Annotated in this window: 14 protein-coding genes; 7 read left to right on the top strand and 7 right to left on the bottom strand. The window is 72.3% G+C overall.

The annotated features are described in order from the left end of the window. Positions 1-242: 242 nt before the first annotated feature. The 3 genes from ACFYW3_RS03110 (at position 243) to ACFYW3_RS03100 (ending at position 3,273) form a co-directional block, all read left to right on the top strand. On the top strand, positions 243-662 hold the full coding sequence (locus ACFYW3_RS03110) for a hypothetical protein (RefSeq protein WP_351754792.1): 420 nt from the start codon (positions 243-245) through the stop codon (positions 660-662). A gap of 230 nt (positions 663-892) precedes the next feature. After that, entirely contained in the window at positions 893-2,305 is a 1,413-nt protein-coding gene (locus tag ACFYW3_RS03105) for a sulfatase (RefSeq protein ID WP_351754790.1), read from the top strand. A 35-nt stretch (positions 2,306-2,340) separates the two neighbouring features. Then, complete coding sequence (locus ACFYW3_RS03100; RefSeq protein WP_389385351.1) at positions 2,341-3,273, top strand: formylglycine-generating enzyme family protein; 933 nt, start codon at positions 2,341-2,343, stop codon at positions 3,271-3,273. 130 nt (positions 3,274-3,403) lie between these two features. Here ACFYW3_RS03100 and ACFYW3_RS03095 read toward each other — a convergent pair whose 3' ends face one another. From ACFYW3_RS03095 to ACFYW3_RS03085, 3 genes are all read right to left on the bottom strand, one after another. After that, positions 3,404-3,952 (bottom strand): GNAT family protein, encoded by a 549-nt coding sequence (locus tag ACFYW3_RS03095; RefSeq protein WP_351754789.1) that lies wholly within the window; start codon positions 3,950-3,952, stop codon positions 3,404-3,406. A gap of 121 nt (positions 3,953-4,073) precedes the next feature. Then, positions 4,074-6,293 carry an NADP-dependent isocitrate dehydrogenase gene (locus ACFYW3_RS03090; RefSeq protein WP_351754787.1) on the bottom strand — a complete coding sequence of 740 codons (2,220 nt, stop codon included), beginning with the start codon at positions 6,291-6,293 and terminating at the stop codon, positions 4,074-4,076. A gap of 227 nt (positions 6,294-6,520) precedes the next feature. Next, positions 6,521-7,366: a chitosanase gene (locus tag ACFYW3_RS03085; RefSeq protein WP_389385350.1), complete on the bottom strand. Its 846-nt coding sequence runs from the start codon at positions 7,364-7,366 to the stop codon at positions 6,521-6,523. 229 nt (positions 7,367-7,595) lie between these two features. Between ACFYW3_RS03085 and ACFYW3_RS03080 the strand changes: the two genes are divergently transcribed. Both ACFYW3_RS03080 and ACFYW3_RS03075 read left to right on the top strand, forming a co-directional pair. Beyond that, complete coding sequence (locus tag ACFYW3_RS03080) at positions 7,596-8,183, top strand: sigma-70 family RNA polymerase sigma factor (RefSeq protein ID WP_053677196.1); 588 nt, start codon at positions 7,596-7,598, stop codon at positions 8,181-8,183. Further along, entirely contained in the window at positions 8,180-8,899 is a 720-nt protein-coding gene (locus ACFYW3_RS03075) for an anti-sigma factor (RefSeq protein WP_351754784.1), read from the top strand. Before ACFYW3_RS03080 ends, ACFYW3_RS03075 begins: the two co-directional genes overlap by 4 nt. 283 nt (positions 8,900-9,182) lie before the next feature. Here ACFYW3_RS03075 and corA read toward each other — a convergent pair whose 3' ends face one another. Then, a complete protein-coding gene (gene corA / locus ACFYW3_RS03070; RefSeq protein ID WP_389385618.1) occupies positions 9,183-10,265 on the bottom strand; it encodes a magnesium/cobalt transporter CorA in 1,083 nt (360 codons plus the stop codon). A 254-nt stretch (positions 10,266-10,519) separates the two neighbouring features. Here corA and ACFYW3_RS03065 point away from each other — a divergent pair, with 254 nt between their 5' ends. Beyond that, complete coding sequence (locus ACFYW3_RS03065; RefSeq protein ID WP_351754781.1) at positions 10,520-10,954, top strand: BlaI/MecI/CopY family transcriptional regulator; 435 nt, start codon at positions 10,520-10,522, stop codon at positions 10,952-10,954. Between the two features lie 15 nt (positions 10,955-10,969). Beyond that, complete coding sequence (locus ACFYW3_RS03060) at positions 10,970-11,902, top strand: M56 family metallopeptidase (RefSeq protein WP_389385349.1); 933 nt, start codon at positions 10,970-10,972, stop codon at positions 11,900-11,902. A gap of 46 nt (positions 11,903-11,948) precedes the next feature. On the opposite strand, the gene ACFYW3_RS03055 is transcribed toward ACFYW3_RS03060, so the two are convergent. The 3 genes from ACFYW3_RS03055 to ACFYW3_RS03045 form a co-directional block, all read right to left on the bottom strand. Continuing rightward, positions 11,949-12,404 (bottom strand): TerB family tellurite resistance protein, encoded by a 456-nt coding sequence (locus tag ACFYW3_RS03055; RefSeq protein ID WP_351754776.1) that lies wholly within the window; start codon positions 12,402-12,404, stop codon positions 11,949-11,951. 123 nt (positions 12,405-12,527) lie between these two features. After that, positions 12,528-12,920 carry a molybdopterin-binding protein gene (locus ACFYW3_RS03050; protein WP_389385348.1) on the bottom strand — a complete coding sequence of 131 codons (393 nt, stop codon included), beginning with the start codon at positions 12,918-12,920 and terminating at the stop codon, positions 12,528-12,530. Between the two features lie 25 nt (positions 12,921-12,945). After that, positions 12,946-13,866 carry a LysR family transcriptional regulator ArgP gene (locus tag ACFYW3_RS03045; RefSeq protein ID WP_389385347.1) on the bottom strand — a complete coding sequence of 307 codons (921 nt, stop codon included), beginning with the start codon at positions 13,864-13,866 and terminating at the stop codon, positions 12,946-12,948. Between the last annotated feature and the right edge of the window lie 14 nt (positions 13,867-13,880).

Genomic DNA, 13,880 nt, shown 5'->3' with positions numbered 1-13,880 from the left:
GCCGACGCGCGTCACGCAGGTCGTGGACCGCTCCGGGGCGGGTGCCGGCCGGCCGTGCGAGGGCGAGCCACGGCCGCCGTGCGAACCATTCGGCGGAATGAGACATTCCCCTGGTCTTGCCATGAAACTGGCGCATAATCATCGGCATGCGGCCTGAAGCACGCCTCTTGCCGCGCCTGGTCACGCATGCAATGGGGGGCATCGTGCCGATGGGGGAATCTCGACCGGCCGGAACACTGCCGATGACGTCGACGGAACTGTCGTGGCTGCTCACCGCCGTCCGGCGGGGCCGCGTGCTGACCGTGACCGGCCGGTTCCGCGCGCCGCGCAGCCTGTTGGTGCGCGAGGTCGCACGGCGGCTCTCGTCCAACTTCTGCGACGGCGTGGCCGTGGTCGCCGTCGCGGAGGCCGGTGGCGTACCGGAGCTCGTGGCCGCGCTGGGCTGCGTACCCGGCATGCCCTTCCTGCCCTGTGGCACGCGCGACGCCGCCTCCTGGCTCGCGGAGCGGGACATGCTCCTCGTCCTGGACGGTGTCGACCACCTGACGGCCGACACCCTGCGCTGGTTGCGCGAACTGCTCGGCGTCGCGCCCGGACTGCGGATCCTGGCCGCCGGGCGCCATCCGCTGGCCGTCGGACAGGGCCGGGTCCACCGGCTCTGAGGGGCGTGACGACACACCTGGAGCCCATGGCTGCCGCGCCGGCCCGTCACGTGCGCGGCACAGCGCCGCCATGTTCGCGCCACAGCACTGCCACAGCACTGCCATGCGGCGGACATTGAGTCGCGGCTGCTCGAATTCTAGGGTCTGACCTGCGGGTTCGACGGGCCGTCAGGTCCGGTGCGAGCCCCGCGTACGTACGTCACCCTCCCCCGCGCGTACAGGAGACCCTCGTGAGCGAGCAGCACACCAGCGGACCCCGGAACTCCCCCGTCGGCAGACGCGGCTTCCTCGCCGGCGCGGCGGCCGTGGCCGCCGCCGCGGCCACCCCGGCCCTCGCCCTGGACGCGGCGGCCGCACCGGCGGCGGCGCGCCCCAACATCCTGCTCATCGTCACCGACGACCAGCCCAAGCAGACCGACTGGGCCATACCGAAGACCATCGAGTGGCTCGGGGGCCACGGCGTCACCTTCACCCACGGGCACGCGGCGACCCCGCTGTGCGCGCCGTCCCGGTCCTCCATCTTCTCCGGACGGCACGCGCACCACCACGGCGTGCGCAACAACTCGGCCTCGTACAGCCTCGACCAGTCGACCACCGTGCAGCGCCACCTCAAGCAGGCCGGCTACCGCACGGGGTTGTTCGGCAAGTACCTCAACTCCTGGACCCTGGCGGAGAATCCGCCGCACTTCGAGGAGTTCGCCCTCCTCCAGCCCGGATACAACGACGCCCGCTGGAACGTGGACGGCACCGTCCAGCAGCTCCCCGGGTACACCACCAACATCGTGAAGAACCGGACACTGGCCTTCCTTGACAAGTCGACCACCGACAGCCGGCCCTGGTTCGCGTACGTCACCCCGTACGCCTCGCACGCGCCGAACACGCCCGCGCCGAAGTACACCGAGACGCCCGTCCCCGCCTGGAACGGCCGCCCCTCGGTCCCGGAGGACGACCGCTCCGACAAGCCCGCCTACATCCGCGACGCCACGTCCACCCTCGACGACGCCCGTGAGACCCGCAAGCGCCAACTGCGCAGCCTGCTCTCGGTGGACGACGCGGTGCGGGCCATCCACGACAAGCTGGTAGCGCTGGGCCAGTTGGAGAACACCCTCGTCATCTTCACCGGGGACAACGGCTACACCTGGGCGGACCACGGCTGGACCAAGAAGTCGGTGCCCTACTCCCCCGCCCACGAGGTCCCCTTCTACCTGTCCTGGCCCGCCGGAGGTCTCGGCGGCGGCACCAAGGACCACCGCATCGTCGCGAACATCGACATCGCGCCGACGATCCTGGACGCCGCGGGCGTCGCGCGGCCCGCCGGTCAGGACGGGCGGTCCCTGCTCGGCTCCGAATCCCGGGACCACCTGCTCGTCCAGTGGTGGAAGAAGGGCGCCGGCGGCGAGGGGCCGAAGTCCTGGGCCTCGTACGTGGCCAAGGACCGGCAGTACACGGAGTACTACGACCTGCACACCGACGCGACGGGTGCCGTGTCCGGCACCGGACAGGTCACCTTCCGGGAGTACTACGACCTGGCCGCCGACCCGTACCAGTTGAGGAACCTGCTGTACCAGGCCACACCCGCGCAGGAGCAGGCCCTCGGCGTCCCCGCGCTGGCGGCGCGGCTGGCCGCCGACCGCGCCGGCTGAGCCCCCGCCCCGCCCGTCCCGCCGAACCAGGAGTGATGCCCGTGCCGACCGAGTCCTGCTGCACCCCGGGCCGCGAACCGGCCACCGCCGTGATCGCCCTCGGACCGCCGCCGCCCGTACGGCGGGCCGACCCGGCGGCGGAGCGGGCCGTACGCGACCTGGTGGAGCTCGCGGGCGGCCGGTTCCTGATGGGCACCGAGGACCCGGACGGCTTCCCGGCGGATGGCGAGGGGCCGGTACGGGAGGCGGTGGTCGGGGCGTTCCGCATCGCCCCGACCACCGTCACCAACGCCCGGTTCGCCTCGTTCGTGAAGGCCACCGGGCACGTCACGGAGGCGGAGTCCTTCGGGTTCAGCTTCGTCTTCGCGGGGTTCCTCACGCCCGAACTCGCCGCGCGCTCACCGGCGGTGGCCGGCACCCCGTGGTGGCGGGCGGTCGACGGCGCGCACTGGCGTCGCCCCGAGGGACCGGGGTCCTCGTCCGACGCGCGACAGGACCATCCGGTGGTGCACGTGTCGTGGAACGACGCCCGGGCCTACTGTGCCTGGTCCGGGACCCGGCTGCCCACCGAGCCCGAGTGGGAGTTCGCGGCGCGCGGCGGGCTGGAGGGGAGGCGGTACCCCTGGGGTGATGAACTGCGGCCCGACGGGCGGTACATGTGCAACATCTGGAACGGCGACTTCCCCCGGCACAACACGCGCGCGGACGGCTACGCGGGCACGGCCCCCGCGAAGTCCTTCCGCCCCAACGGGCACGGCCTGTACAACGCGGTCGGCAACGTGTGGGAGTGGTCCGCGGACCGCTTCTCGGCGGCCGGCCCGGAGCGCGCGATGCGCGGCGGCTCGCACATGTGCCACGACTCGTACTGCAACCGGTACCGCGTCGCGGCCCGCACCCGCAACACCCCGGACAGCTCCGCGGGCAACATCGGCTTCCGCGTGGCGGCCGACGTCCGCCCCGCGGTCTAGAACCGGTCCGGCCCGGTCAGATCCGGCGGCGCCGGCCCCACGGCCGTGACGCGGGCCCCCAGCGGCGTGCCGACACAGGGCCCGGACCCCGGGGCCCTCCACCCGTACCGGCGGTCCCGTGCGGGGCGAATCAGCTCTGCCAGGAGGGGCGCTCCCACTCGTCGGCGGGCAGTCCGAGGATCACTTCGTCGACGAAGGCCCCGTACACCCACGCGGAGCGGCGCAGGGTGCCCTCGACCTGGAAGCCGGCGTTGCGTGCGGCCCGGATCATCGCCGGATTGTCGGCGAGGGTCTCCAGTTGGAGCCGGTGCAGACCGCGCACGGTGAACCCGTAGTGGCACAGCAGTTGTACGGTCTCCGCGCCGATCCCGCGGCCGCGGGCACCGGGGAGGAGGGACATCCCGAGGTGGGCGCCCCGGTTGTGCAGGTCGATGCCCCACAACAGGGCCTCGCCGGCGAGTTCGCCGGTGGCCAGGTCGACCACGGAGAAGGCGGCCTTGCCGTCGTCGGAGGGCCCGTCGGGCTCGTAGGGGGAATGGCCGCTCGCCAGGGTCAGCGGGCGCCAGGGACGGGAGTCCGACCGGGAGTGGTTCGGGACGTCGTCGTGGAGTCCGGCATGCAGGATCGCCACGTCGTCGGGGTGGCGGGCGCGCAGCCCGGCCAGTTGTCCAGTGATCACCCCGTATTACTAGCCGTGTGCGGACCCCCTTCACAACCGGAATACGGTCGCCGGCGTCCGGACGCGCCGACGCCCCGGCCGGGAGGTCCCGGTCGGGGCGTCGGCGGACACGCCGTGGGCGTCAGCCCAGGATCGCGAGCGCCTGGTTCAGGGTCTCGGACGGGCGCATGATCTTCGAGGCCTTGGCGGCGTCGGGCTGGTAGTACCCGCCGATGTCGGCCGGGGAGCCCTGCACCGCGATGAGCTCGGAGACGATGGTCTCCTCCTGCTCGCCCAGCGTCTTGGCGAGCGCCTCGAACGCGGTCGCCAGCTCGGCGTCGTCGGTCTGCTTGGCCAGCTCCTGCGCCCAGTACAGGGCGAGGTAGAAGTGGCTGCCGCGGTTGTCGATGCCGCCCAGCTTGCGGCTCGGCGACTTGTCCTCGTTGAGGAAGGTGCCGGTCGCGCGGTCCAGGGTGTCGGCCAGCACCTGGGCGCGGGCGTTGCCGGTGGTGGTCGCGAGGTGCTCGAAGGAGACGGCCAGCGCGAGGAACTCACCGAGGGAGTCCCAGCGCAGGTAGTTCTCCTTCACGAGCTGCTGCACGTGCTTCGGGGCGGAGCCGCCGGCGCCGGTCTCGAAGAGGCCGCCGCCGTTCATCAGCGGGACGACCGACAGCATCTTGGCGCTGGTGCCCAGCTCCAGGATCGGGAAGAGGTCGGTCAGGTAGTCGCGCAGCACGTTGCCGGTCACCGAGATGGTGTCCTCGCCGCGGCGGATGCGCTCCAGGGAGAAGGCGGTGGCCTCGACCGGGGGGAGGATCTTGATGGTCAGACCCTCGGTGTCGTGCTCGGCGAGGTACGTCTTGACCTTGGCGATCAGCTGCGCGTCGTGCGCGCGGCCCTCGTCCAGCCAGAAGACGGCCGGGTCGCCGGTGGCGCGGGCGCGGGTGACGGCGAGCTTGACCCAGTCCTGGATCGGCGCGTCCTTGGTCTGGCAGGCGCGGAAGACGTCGCCCTTGGCGACCTTCTGCTCCAGGACCACGTTGCCCTCGGCGTCGACGAGGCGGACGGTGCCCGAGGCGGCGATCTCGAAGGTCTTGTCGTGGCTGCCGTACTCCTCGGCCTTCTGGGCCATGAGGCCGACGTTCGGCACCGAGCCCATGGTGGACGGGTCGAAGGCGCCGTGCGCGCGGCAGTCGTCGATGACGGCCTGGTAGACACCGGCGTAGCTGCTGTCCGGGAGGACGGCGAGGGTGTCGGCCTCGGCGCCGTCGGGGCCCCACATGTGACCGGAGGTGCGGATCATCGCCGGCATGGAGGCGTCGACGATCACGTCGGAGGGGACGTGCAGGTTGGTGATGCCCTTGTCCGAGTCGACCATGGCGAGGGCGGGGCCCTCGGCGAGCTCGGCGTCGAAGGAGGCCTTGATCGCGGCGGCGTCGGGCAGCGCGCCCAGGCCGTTGAGGATGGTGCCGAGGCCGTCGTTGGGGGACAGACCGGCGGCGGCCAGGGTCTCACCGTGACGGGCGAACGTCTTCGGGAAGAAGGCGCGGACCACGTGGCCGAAGACGATGGGGTCGGAGACCTTCATCATCGTGGCCTTGAGGTGCACGGAGAACAGCACGTCCTCGTTCTTGGCACGCTCGATCTGGGCGTTCAGGAAGGTGCGCAGCGCGTCGACGTGCATGACGGACGCGTCCACGACCTCACCGGCGAGGACCGGTACGGACTCGCGCAGGACGGTGGTGGTGCCGTCGGCGGCCACGTGCTCGATGCGCAGCGTGCCGGCCTCGGCGATCACGGTGGACTTCTCGGTGGAGCGGAAGTCGTCGGCGCCCATGGTGGCGACGTTCGTCTTCGACTCGGAGGTCCAGGCACCCATGCGGTGGGGGTGGGCCTTGGCGTAGTTCTTGACCGAGGCGGGGGCGCGGCGGTCGGAGTTGCCCTCGCGCAGGACCGGGTTGACGGCGCTGCCCTTGATCTTGTCGTAGCGGGCGCGGATCTCGCGCTCCTCGTCGCTCTTCGGGTCGTCCGGGTAGTCCGGGAGCGCGTAGCCCTGGCCCTGGAGTTCGGCGACCGCGGCCTTGAGCTGCGGGATCGAGGCCGAGACGTTGGGCAGCTTGATGATGTTGGCGCCCGGGGTCTTCGCCAGTTCGCCGAGCTCGGCGAGGGCGTCCGCGATGCGCTGGCCCTCTTCCAGGTGCTCGGGGAAGCTGGCGATGATCCGACCGGCCAGGGAGATGTCACGGGTCTCGACATTCACACCGGCCGTCGACGCGTATGCCTGGATCACAGGCAGGAAGGAATACGTCGCGAGGGCCGGGGCCTCGTCAGTGTGCGTGTAGATGATGGTCGAGTCAGTCACCGGATGCTCCGCTCCACAGTCTGCGTCTCTCGTCTGCAACATTGCTCGACATCAAGATATCTCGTGATCGGACCGGTCTGGACAGCCCCCTGCCGGAACCCGGGGGAGACACGCGTCACCCGGCCCCGCCTGCCCGGTCACCCGACCCGCGGCCCGGGACGGGGAGGGGACCGTCCCGGGCCGCGGGGTGCGGGCGCCGGACGGGGGCGCGGGGTGCGTGGGGCGGGTCAGCCGATGTGGAAGGGGTCCCCGTAGACCTTCCAGTCGAGCGGGGTGTCGAGGTTCAGGTTCCCCTTCTTGACCCACACCCGCTGGGCGGTGTCCACGCGGCTGGTGTCGCCGTGGGCCTCCTCCTGCTTCATCGCCCAGACGCGGGCGTCGAGGAAGGCGTTCAGCCAGGTGGTCTCGTTGCCGCCCTGGGCCGGGGGCTTGGCCTTGGTCAGGGCGCGCTTGCGGATGTTGCGGAAGCTGGTGGAGTCGCTTCCGTCGCCGTGCATGACGATGGCGTCGTAGTAGGCGAACTGGCCGAGGGTGCCGACACCGTCGCTCTTGCCCTGCTTGACGGCGGGGTTGAAGTAGACCCGGTCGCGCTCGTGGTCCTGGGCCTTCTTGAACTCCGTGTCCCGGGCGGCCTTGGCCCAGTCCTCGGTGAAGTTCGGGTCGAGGCCGGCGTGCGAGTCGCCGCCGTCGACCTCGCGCAGCGCCGGAAGGTACTTCGCGAGCACGTTGCCCGGCTTGACCTGCGTGTAGTACTCGACGAGGTCCAGCATGTCGCCGGTGCCGGAACAGAACCCGATGATCCCGGCGGTGTAGCCGCGGCCGTCGCCGATGTCCTCTATGTACTTGTACTGCGCCTTCCAGTCCAGCGAGGAGTTCTCCGCGCTGGAGACGATCCGCATGGCGATGTCCTTCTTCGCCGGGTCGTCCAGCCCGGTCGCCGCCGCCGCGGTGGCGGCGGCGGGTGTGGTGTCCGGGGCCGCCGTGGCGTGGGCCGCGACGGGGGCGGCGAGCAGGGCGGCGCCGAGCAGGGCGCCGAGGGCGACGGTCCGGTTCTTGCGTTGGGGGGTGAACACAAGGCCTCCATGCGATGGTTGAGGCTTCCTGATCAGTTAGGAAACTTTCCTACCAGATAATCGGGGCGCGGAGAAGCCTTGTTGTCAGTTCCGGAGCAAACCAATCCATGACGGCCCCGGCTACGAAACCCTCCATGTGTCACCCCTGTCAGTCGTCGCCGCCCCCGAAGGAAGCCCCCGCCATGACCTGTACTCGAAACGGCCGGCTCCTCGGGCGAAAGGGGCTCTCGTGCGGCAACCGGTGACCTTCGGCGCGGCCTGGGAGAAGCCCGGCCCCGACCTGCCCACCCTCATGGACCAGATCGCCCGCGGCGACCAGGACGCCTTCGCCACGCTCTACGACGTGGTCGCGGGTCCCGTCTACGGCATCGTCGTCAAGGTCCTGCGGGACCGGGCGCAGTCCGAGGAGGTGGCGCAGGAGGTCCTGATCGACGTCTGGCGGCAGGCCGCGCGCTACCGCTCCGACAAGGGCAGCGTCATGACCTGGGTGATGACGATCGCGCACCGGCGCGCGGTGGACCGGGTCCGCTCCGCGCAGGCGGCGGCGGCCCGCGAGCAGGACAACGCGGCCCGGGAGCACACCCGCCCCTACGACGAGGTGAGCGAGCAGGTGGAGGTCCGGCTGGAGAGCGAGCAGGTGCGCCGCTGCGTGCGCGGCCTCACCGAACTGCAGCGGCAGGCCGTCAGCCTCGCCTACTACGGCGGGCTGACGTACCGCGAGGTCGCGGAGACCCTCGGCACCCCGCTGCCCACGGTCAAGACACGGTTGCGCGACGGCCTGATCCGCCTGCGCGACTGCATGGGGGTCAACGCATGAACACCGGGACCGACCACATGCACGCCCTCGCCGGCGCCTACGCGCTGAACGCCCTGGACTCCGAGGAACGGACGGCCTTCGAGCACCACCTGGCGCGGTGCGCGCTGTGCCCTCAGGACGTACGGGAGTTCACCGCGACGGCGGCCCGGCTCGGCTCGGCGACCGCCCTGCCTCCGCCACCCGCGATGCGCGCGCACGTACTGGACCGGATCGACACGGTGCGGCAACTGCCTCCGGCCCGTCGGGGCATCCCGAGCCTGCGCAGGCGCGCCCTGCCGATGGCCCTCGCGGCCTGTCTGGCCGGGGCGCTCGCCCTGGGTGGCACGGCGGTGTGGCAGCGGGACCAGGCCGTCCAGGCCGGCCGGGAGCTGCGCGAACTGCAGAACCTGACGGACGTGATCACCGCCCCGGACGCCCGGACGGTGGTGGGTCGCACCGCGTCCGGCGCGAAGGGCACGGTGGTGGTGAGCGCGGCACGCAACCGGGCCGCGTTCGTCGGCTCCGGGATGGCGCCCGCCCCGGCGGGCAAGACGTACCAGCTCTGGTTCGCGGACGGTCCGGGGATGCGACCGGCGGGCCTGCTCGGCGGCGACGGGAGCACCCTGATGACCGGGCCGGTCGGCCGGGCCACCGCCGTGGGGGTCACCCTGGAGCCGGCGGGCGGATCGCCCAGGCCGACGTCCGATCCGGTGATGCTGATGAGTCTGGCCGGTTGACGCCGGGTGCGCGGCCGGCCGGTTCGGAGCATCGACCAGGCCGCACGCCTTCGAGCGGCGGTTTTTCCGTGTCGGGCACCAGTCGTGGCGACCTCGGCCGGCCTGGTTGACTGGCCGGACACCACGGGGTCCGGCCCGGTGTCTGCGGCTCTTTCGCCGTGCCGGGTCCCGAGGGGTCGGGAGGAGTCCTCGCGCACCGATCGCGGTGTTCGGCGCGCGGGGTCCTGCCCTGCGGATCGGCTCCGCGCGCGTCTCGCCGTCGCGCCGGTCCGGAGCCGACCGGTCAGAGCCAGCCGTTGCGCCGGAACCCCCGGTGGATCACGAGGCAGGCGATCGCCATGACCGCGACCACCAACGGGTAGCCGTACGTCCAGTGCAGTTCCGGCATGTGGTCGAAGTTCATGCCGTACACCCCGCAGACCATGGTCGGCACGGCGACGATCGCCGCCCAGGCCGTGATCTTGCGCATGTCCTCGTTCTGGGCCACGGTCACCTGCGCGAGGTGGGCCTGGAGCACGGAGTCGAGGAGTCCGTCGTAGGCGCCGATCTGTTCGGTGGCGCGGGTGAGGTGATCGGCCACGTCGCGGAAGTACGCGCGGATGTCCGGCGGGATGAGCGGTATCGGCTCCGTGGCCAGCAGGTGCAGCGGTCGGCCGAGGGGGGCCACCGCCCTGCGCAGTTCGAGGAGTTCGCGCTTGAGCTGGTAGATCCGTCCGGCGTCGCCACGACCGCCGTACTCGCTGAACACCGCGGTCTCGACGGCGTCCATGTCGTTCTGCACGGCGTCGGTGACGGCCACGTAGTCGTCGACCACATGGTCGGCGATGGCGTGCAGGACGGCCGCCGGACCCTTGGCGAGTTGGTCCGGGGCGGCTTCCAGGGCCTCGCGGACGGGGCCGAGGGTGCCGCGGCCGCCGTGTCGGATGGTGAGGACGAAGTCCTCGCCGACGAAGGCCATCAACTCGCCGGTCTCCACGACCTCGCTGGTCGCGGTCAGCTCCTCGTGCTCGACGTAGCGAACGGTCTTGAACACGGCGAAGAGGGTGTCGTCGTACCGCTCCACCTTGGGCCGCTGGTGGGCGTTGACGGCGTCCTCGACGGCGAGCGGGTGCAGGTCGAACAGCCCGGCGAGCCCGGTGATCTCCTCCTGGCTCGGCTCGTGCAGGCCGACCCACACGAAGCCCTCGCCGTTCTTGCGGACCCGGCGCAGCGCCTCGTCGACCTCCCCGCAGTCCTCCTGGCGGAAGCCGTCGCGGTAGACGAGGCAGTTGACGACCGCGCTGCCGAGAGGGGAACGGGCCGGGTGGCTGAGGTCGACGGCCCGCCGGTAGCCGCGGCGCACGGCCCGGCGCAGGTTGCTGAACATGGACAAGGACGTACTCCCCTTCGGCGGATCAGCCGCCAGTCTGCCACCGCCCTACCGGTGCCCGATCCAGGACACCACCGCACCGGGACATCACCCGCGCCAGAGGCCACCGGATCGGGCCGGCGACGCCGTGTGACACCGCGCGTTCCCCGGCGCGGCACGGTGAACCCCGCCTGGGCGACCGGGGCCGCCGCGGGGCGTCAGTACGATGGCCTCCCCGCGACAGTCGGGACGCGGACCGGAAGGCGGACGGCATGAACGACCACGACGAGGGTGGCTCCGCCGGCCCGCACCCGTCCCGGCGCCGGGCCCAGGGGCAGTTGGAGGCCCAGGTGCTGGCCGCGCTCGGCGAGTCCCCGGAGGCCGCCACCGCGGGCTGGGTGCAGGAGCGGATCGGCGGGGGCATCGCCTACACGACGGTGATCACCATCCTGACCCGCCTGCACGACAAGGGGGCGGTGGAGCGGGAGCGGTCGGGCCGGTCGTTCCGCTGGACGCCCGTGGCGGACGGCGCGGGGCTGGCCGCGCTGCGGATGCGCAAGGTCCTGGACGGGGAAGCGGACCGCGACGCGGTGCTGGCCAGTTTCGTCACCGCGCTGTCGCCCCACGACGAGCGGCTGCTGCGCGAGCTGCTCGGGGGTGAGGTGCCGGGCGGCGGATCCCCCGGCTCCGGCCCGACCCGGGCCTGACGGGACGGGACACCGATGGGCCTGCTCGTCTTCCTTCCCCTGGTCCTGCCCCTGACCGCCTGGCCGCTCGCCCGGCCGGCCGCGCAGCACCTGCACCCGCGCACCGCCACCTGGCTGCTGACCGGCGCGGCCGCCGCGCTGGCCCTGTGCAGCACTCTGTGCCTGGCCCTGCTCATGGTGGTGGGCACCGCCCAACTGCCGGGCAATCCGCTGCCCGACGCCTGGTCGGACCCCGAGGTGCGCGCGGCGCTCCCCTACGACGAGGTGGCCGGCCCCGCGGCGATCCCCGCGCTGGCGGCCGTGCTCGGCTCCGCCGTGGCCGCCGTGTGGCGCGCCCGCCGGGTCCGGCGCGACTGTCGGCGCGCGCTCGCGGGACTGGCCGACGGGCCGGTGGCGGTACTGCCGGCCGCCGAACCGTACGCCTACGCGTTGCCCGGCCCGGGCCGGCACGGTGGCCGCGTCGTGGTGACGACGGGACTGCTGTCGGCACTCGACCCCGCCGAGCGGCGCGCGCTGTTCGCCCACGAGCGGGCGCACCTCGCCGGTCGTCACCACCGGTTCCTGACGGTGGTGCGGCTGGCCGCCTGCGCCAACCCCTTCCTGCGGCCGTTGTGTTCGGCCGTGTCGTACACGGCCGAACGCTGGGCGGACGAGGTCGCGGCGGCCCGGGTCGGCAATCGCCGTACGGTCGCCACGGCCATCGGCAAGGCCGCCCTGCTCACCCGCACCACTCCCCCGGGGCTCCCCGCCGCGACGGCCGGGCCGGTGCCGCGCCGTGTGGCGGCGCTGCTGTCCCCGGCCCCGCCGGCGCTCGTCTGGCCCCCGTTGCGCACGGCGGCCGGGCTGGCCACCTGGAGCGCGGCGGCGGGCACGACGGTCTCGGCACTCTCCTCCGCGAACTCGGCGGTGACCCTGATCTGCGTCCTGAGAACCGCCACGGCACTCTGAGGCCACCGGCGGGGCGCGGTCGCTCCGAAGAAGGGCGCGGGGCGACTCAGAGGTCGAACTCGTGCGGGGGCAGGTCCAGCGCGTAGCAGGCCTCGCGCACCACGGCCTGCTCGGTCTTGTCGAAGTCCCCGTCCGCCCCGCCGATGACGATGCCTATCTGCACCACGGCGCGCGCCTCGGTCGGCTTCTTCTTCGCCTTGGCGATCTCCTGGAGCACGCTGACCTTGCCGAAGTCGAAGTCGGTGGTGAGCTTGGTCAGGTTCGCCTCGAACCGGCGGCGCAGGTCTTCGGCGTCGAAGTTCCGCAGCACCTCGTTGCCGGCGATCAGCTGCGCCACGCGCCTGCGTTCGTCGGGATCGATGGTCCCGTCGGCGGCGGCGACCAACGCGCACATCGCCATGCTCGCGTCGCGGAACGCGCCGCTCTTGAGGTCGTTCTTGGTCGCCACGAGCTGGGTCTGCATCGTCGATGCGGACTCCTTGATGCGGTCCCACAGGGCCATGAGAACTCCATACGTCGGCTTGCTTCTACAACACTGTAGAAGTTACCAGGCGCCGGTGACACACCCTCACCCCGACGCCCCGCCGACCGACCGCCCGGGCACGCCCCGCCCCGGCCTCCCGGTTCAACCCCGGTCCACGAACACGCTGGTCGACTTCACCCGGGCGACCGCCCTCGCGCCGACCTCCAGTCCCAGTTCCTCCACCGCCTCCCGCGTCAGCAGGGACACGACCCGGTGCGGTCCGGCCTGGATCTCCACCTGCGCGTCCACCGTGCCCAGCTTCACGGCCGTGACGATGCCCGGGAAGGCGTTGCGGGCGGAGGTGTGGGGGGTCTCCTCGTCTTCGTCGCCCTCCTGCGCGACCCGCACGCAGAAGGCCGCCAGGTCCGGGCCCTGGACCATGCGCCGCGAGCCCTCCCGACGGGTGGGGAAGCGTTCGGCGTCGGCCCAGCGGCGCGCCGTGTCGACGCTCACGCCGAGCAGCCGTGCCGCCTGGCCGATCGTGTAGGACTCCATGTCGACAGCGTAGGACCTGCCCGACTCAGCGAGCCGCAGGCAACAGCGCCTCCCTCGCGGCCTCCGCGATCACCTGCGCGACCACCGCGAGCGCGGGCGAGTCCAGCTTCCACTGCTGCCAGTACAACGGCACGTCCATCGTCCGCTTCGGCGTCAGGAGCACCAGTTCCCCGGTCCGCAGGAGCGGGTCGGCCTGCGCCTGTGGCACCAGCCCCCACCCCAGGCCGGCGGCCACGGCGTCGCGGAAACCCTCCGAGGTCGGCACGTGGTGCCGGATCGAACTCGCCCCCGCCCCCGAGCCGGCGCCGCGCGCCAAGGTTCGCACGAACCGGTCCTGGAGTTCGTCGCGCCGGTCGAAGACGATCACCGGCGCCTCCCGCAGGTCCCGCTCCAGCGACCCGGTCAGGTGCCGCGCGGCGAAATCGGGCCGTGCCACCGGCAGGTAGCGCGCCAGCCCGAGCGCACGGACCGTGCACCCGGCCACCGGGTCCGGCGTGGAGGTGACCGCCGCCATCACCTGGCCCTCCCGGAGCAGCGCCGTGGTGTGGCCCTCGTCCTCGCGGTGCAACTCGAAGCAGACGGGCGGATCACGGGGCACCCGGGTCAACGCCGGCAGCAGCCAGGTGGCCAGCGAGTCGGCGTTGACCGCCATCGGCAGGCGGACCGGCTCGCGCGCCTCGTCCGCGCCCAGACCCAGCTCGGCGCGGGCGTCGCGTTCCAGCCGGGCCAGTTGGCGGGCGAACCGGATCACCACCTGCCCGGACTCGGTCGCCCGCACGGGCTTGGTGCGCATCAGCAACACCCGGCCCGTGCGCTGTTCCAGGGCCTTCACGCGCTGACTGATCGCCGAGGGGGTCACGTGCAGGGCGGCGGCCGCGGCGTCGAAGGTGCCCTCGTCGACCACGGCGAGCAGGGTGCGCACCTGCTCCAGGGGAAGCTCTTCCATCACAAGTGCTAAGG

The organism is Streptomyces sp. NPDC002602, from assembly GCF_042889445.1.
In the GTDB taxonomy this organism is placed as follows: Bacteria; Actinomycetota; Actinomycetes; order Streptomycetales; family Streptomycetaceae; genus Streptomyces.
The sequence above is the reverse complement of the archived record's forward strand: the minus strand, read 5'-3'. Positions and strand labels throughout refer to the sequence as shown.

Excerpts from the sequence above, each read along its gene's own strand:
- ACFYW3_RS03110 (WP_351754792.1), top strand. The coding sequence starts at position 243 with ATGACGTCGACGGAACTGTCGTGGCTGCTCACCGCCGTCCGGCGGGGC.
- ACFYW3_RS03100 (WP_389385351.1), top strand. The coding sequence starts at position 2,341 with ATGCCCGTGCCGACCGAGTCCTGCTGCACCCCGGGCCGCGAACCGGCC.
- ACFYW3_RS03075 (WP_351754784.1), top strand. The coding sequence starts at position 8,180 with ATGAACACCGGGACCGACCACATGCACGCCCTCGCCGGCGCCTACGCG.
- corA (WP_389385618.1), bottom strand. The coding sequence starts at position 10,265 with ATGTTCAGCAACCTGCGCCGGGCCGTGCGCCGCGGCTACCGGCGGGCC.
- ACFYW3_RS03065 (WP_351754781.1), top strand. The coding sequence starts at position 10,520 with ATGAACGACCACGACGAGGGTGGCTCCGCCGGCCCGCACCCGTCCCGG.
- ACFYW3_RS03060 (WP_389385349.1), top strand. The coding sequence starts at position 10,970 with ATGGGCCTGCTCGTCTTCCTTCCCCTGGTCCTGCCCCTGACCGCCTGG.
- ACFYW3_RS03055 (WP_351754776.1), bottom strand. The coding sequence starts at position 12,404 with ATGGCCCTGTGGGACCGCATCAAGGAGTCCGCATCGACGATGCAGACC.
- ACFYW3_RS03050 (WP_389385348.1), bottom strand. The coding sequence starts at position 12,920 with ATGGAGTCCTACACGATCGGCCAGGCGGCACGGCTGCTCGGCGTGAGC.
- ACFYW3_RS03045 (WP_389385347.1), bottom strand. The coding sequence starts at position 13,866 with ATGGAAGAGCTTCCCCTGGAGCAGGTGCGCACCCTGCTCGCCGTGGTC.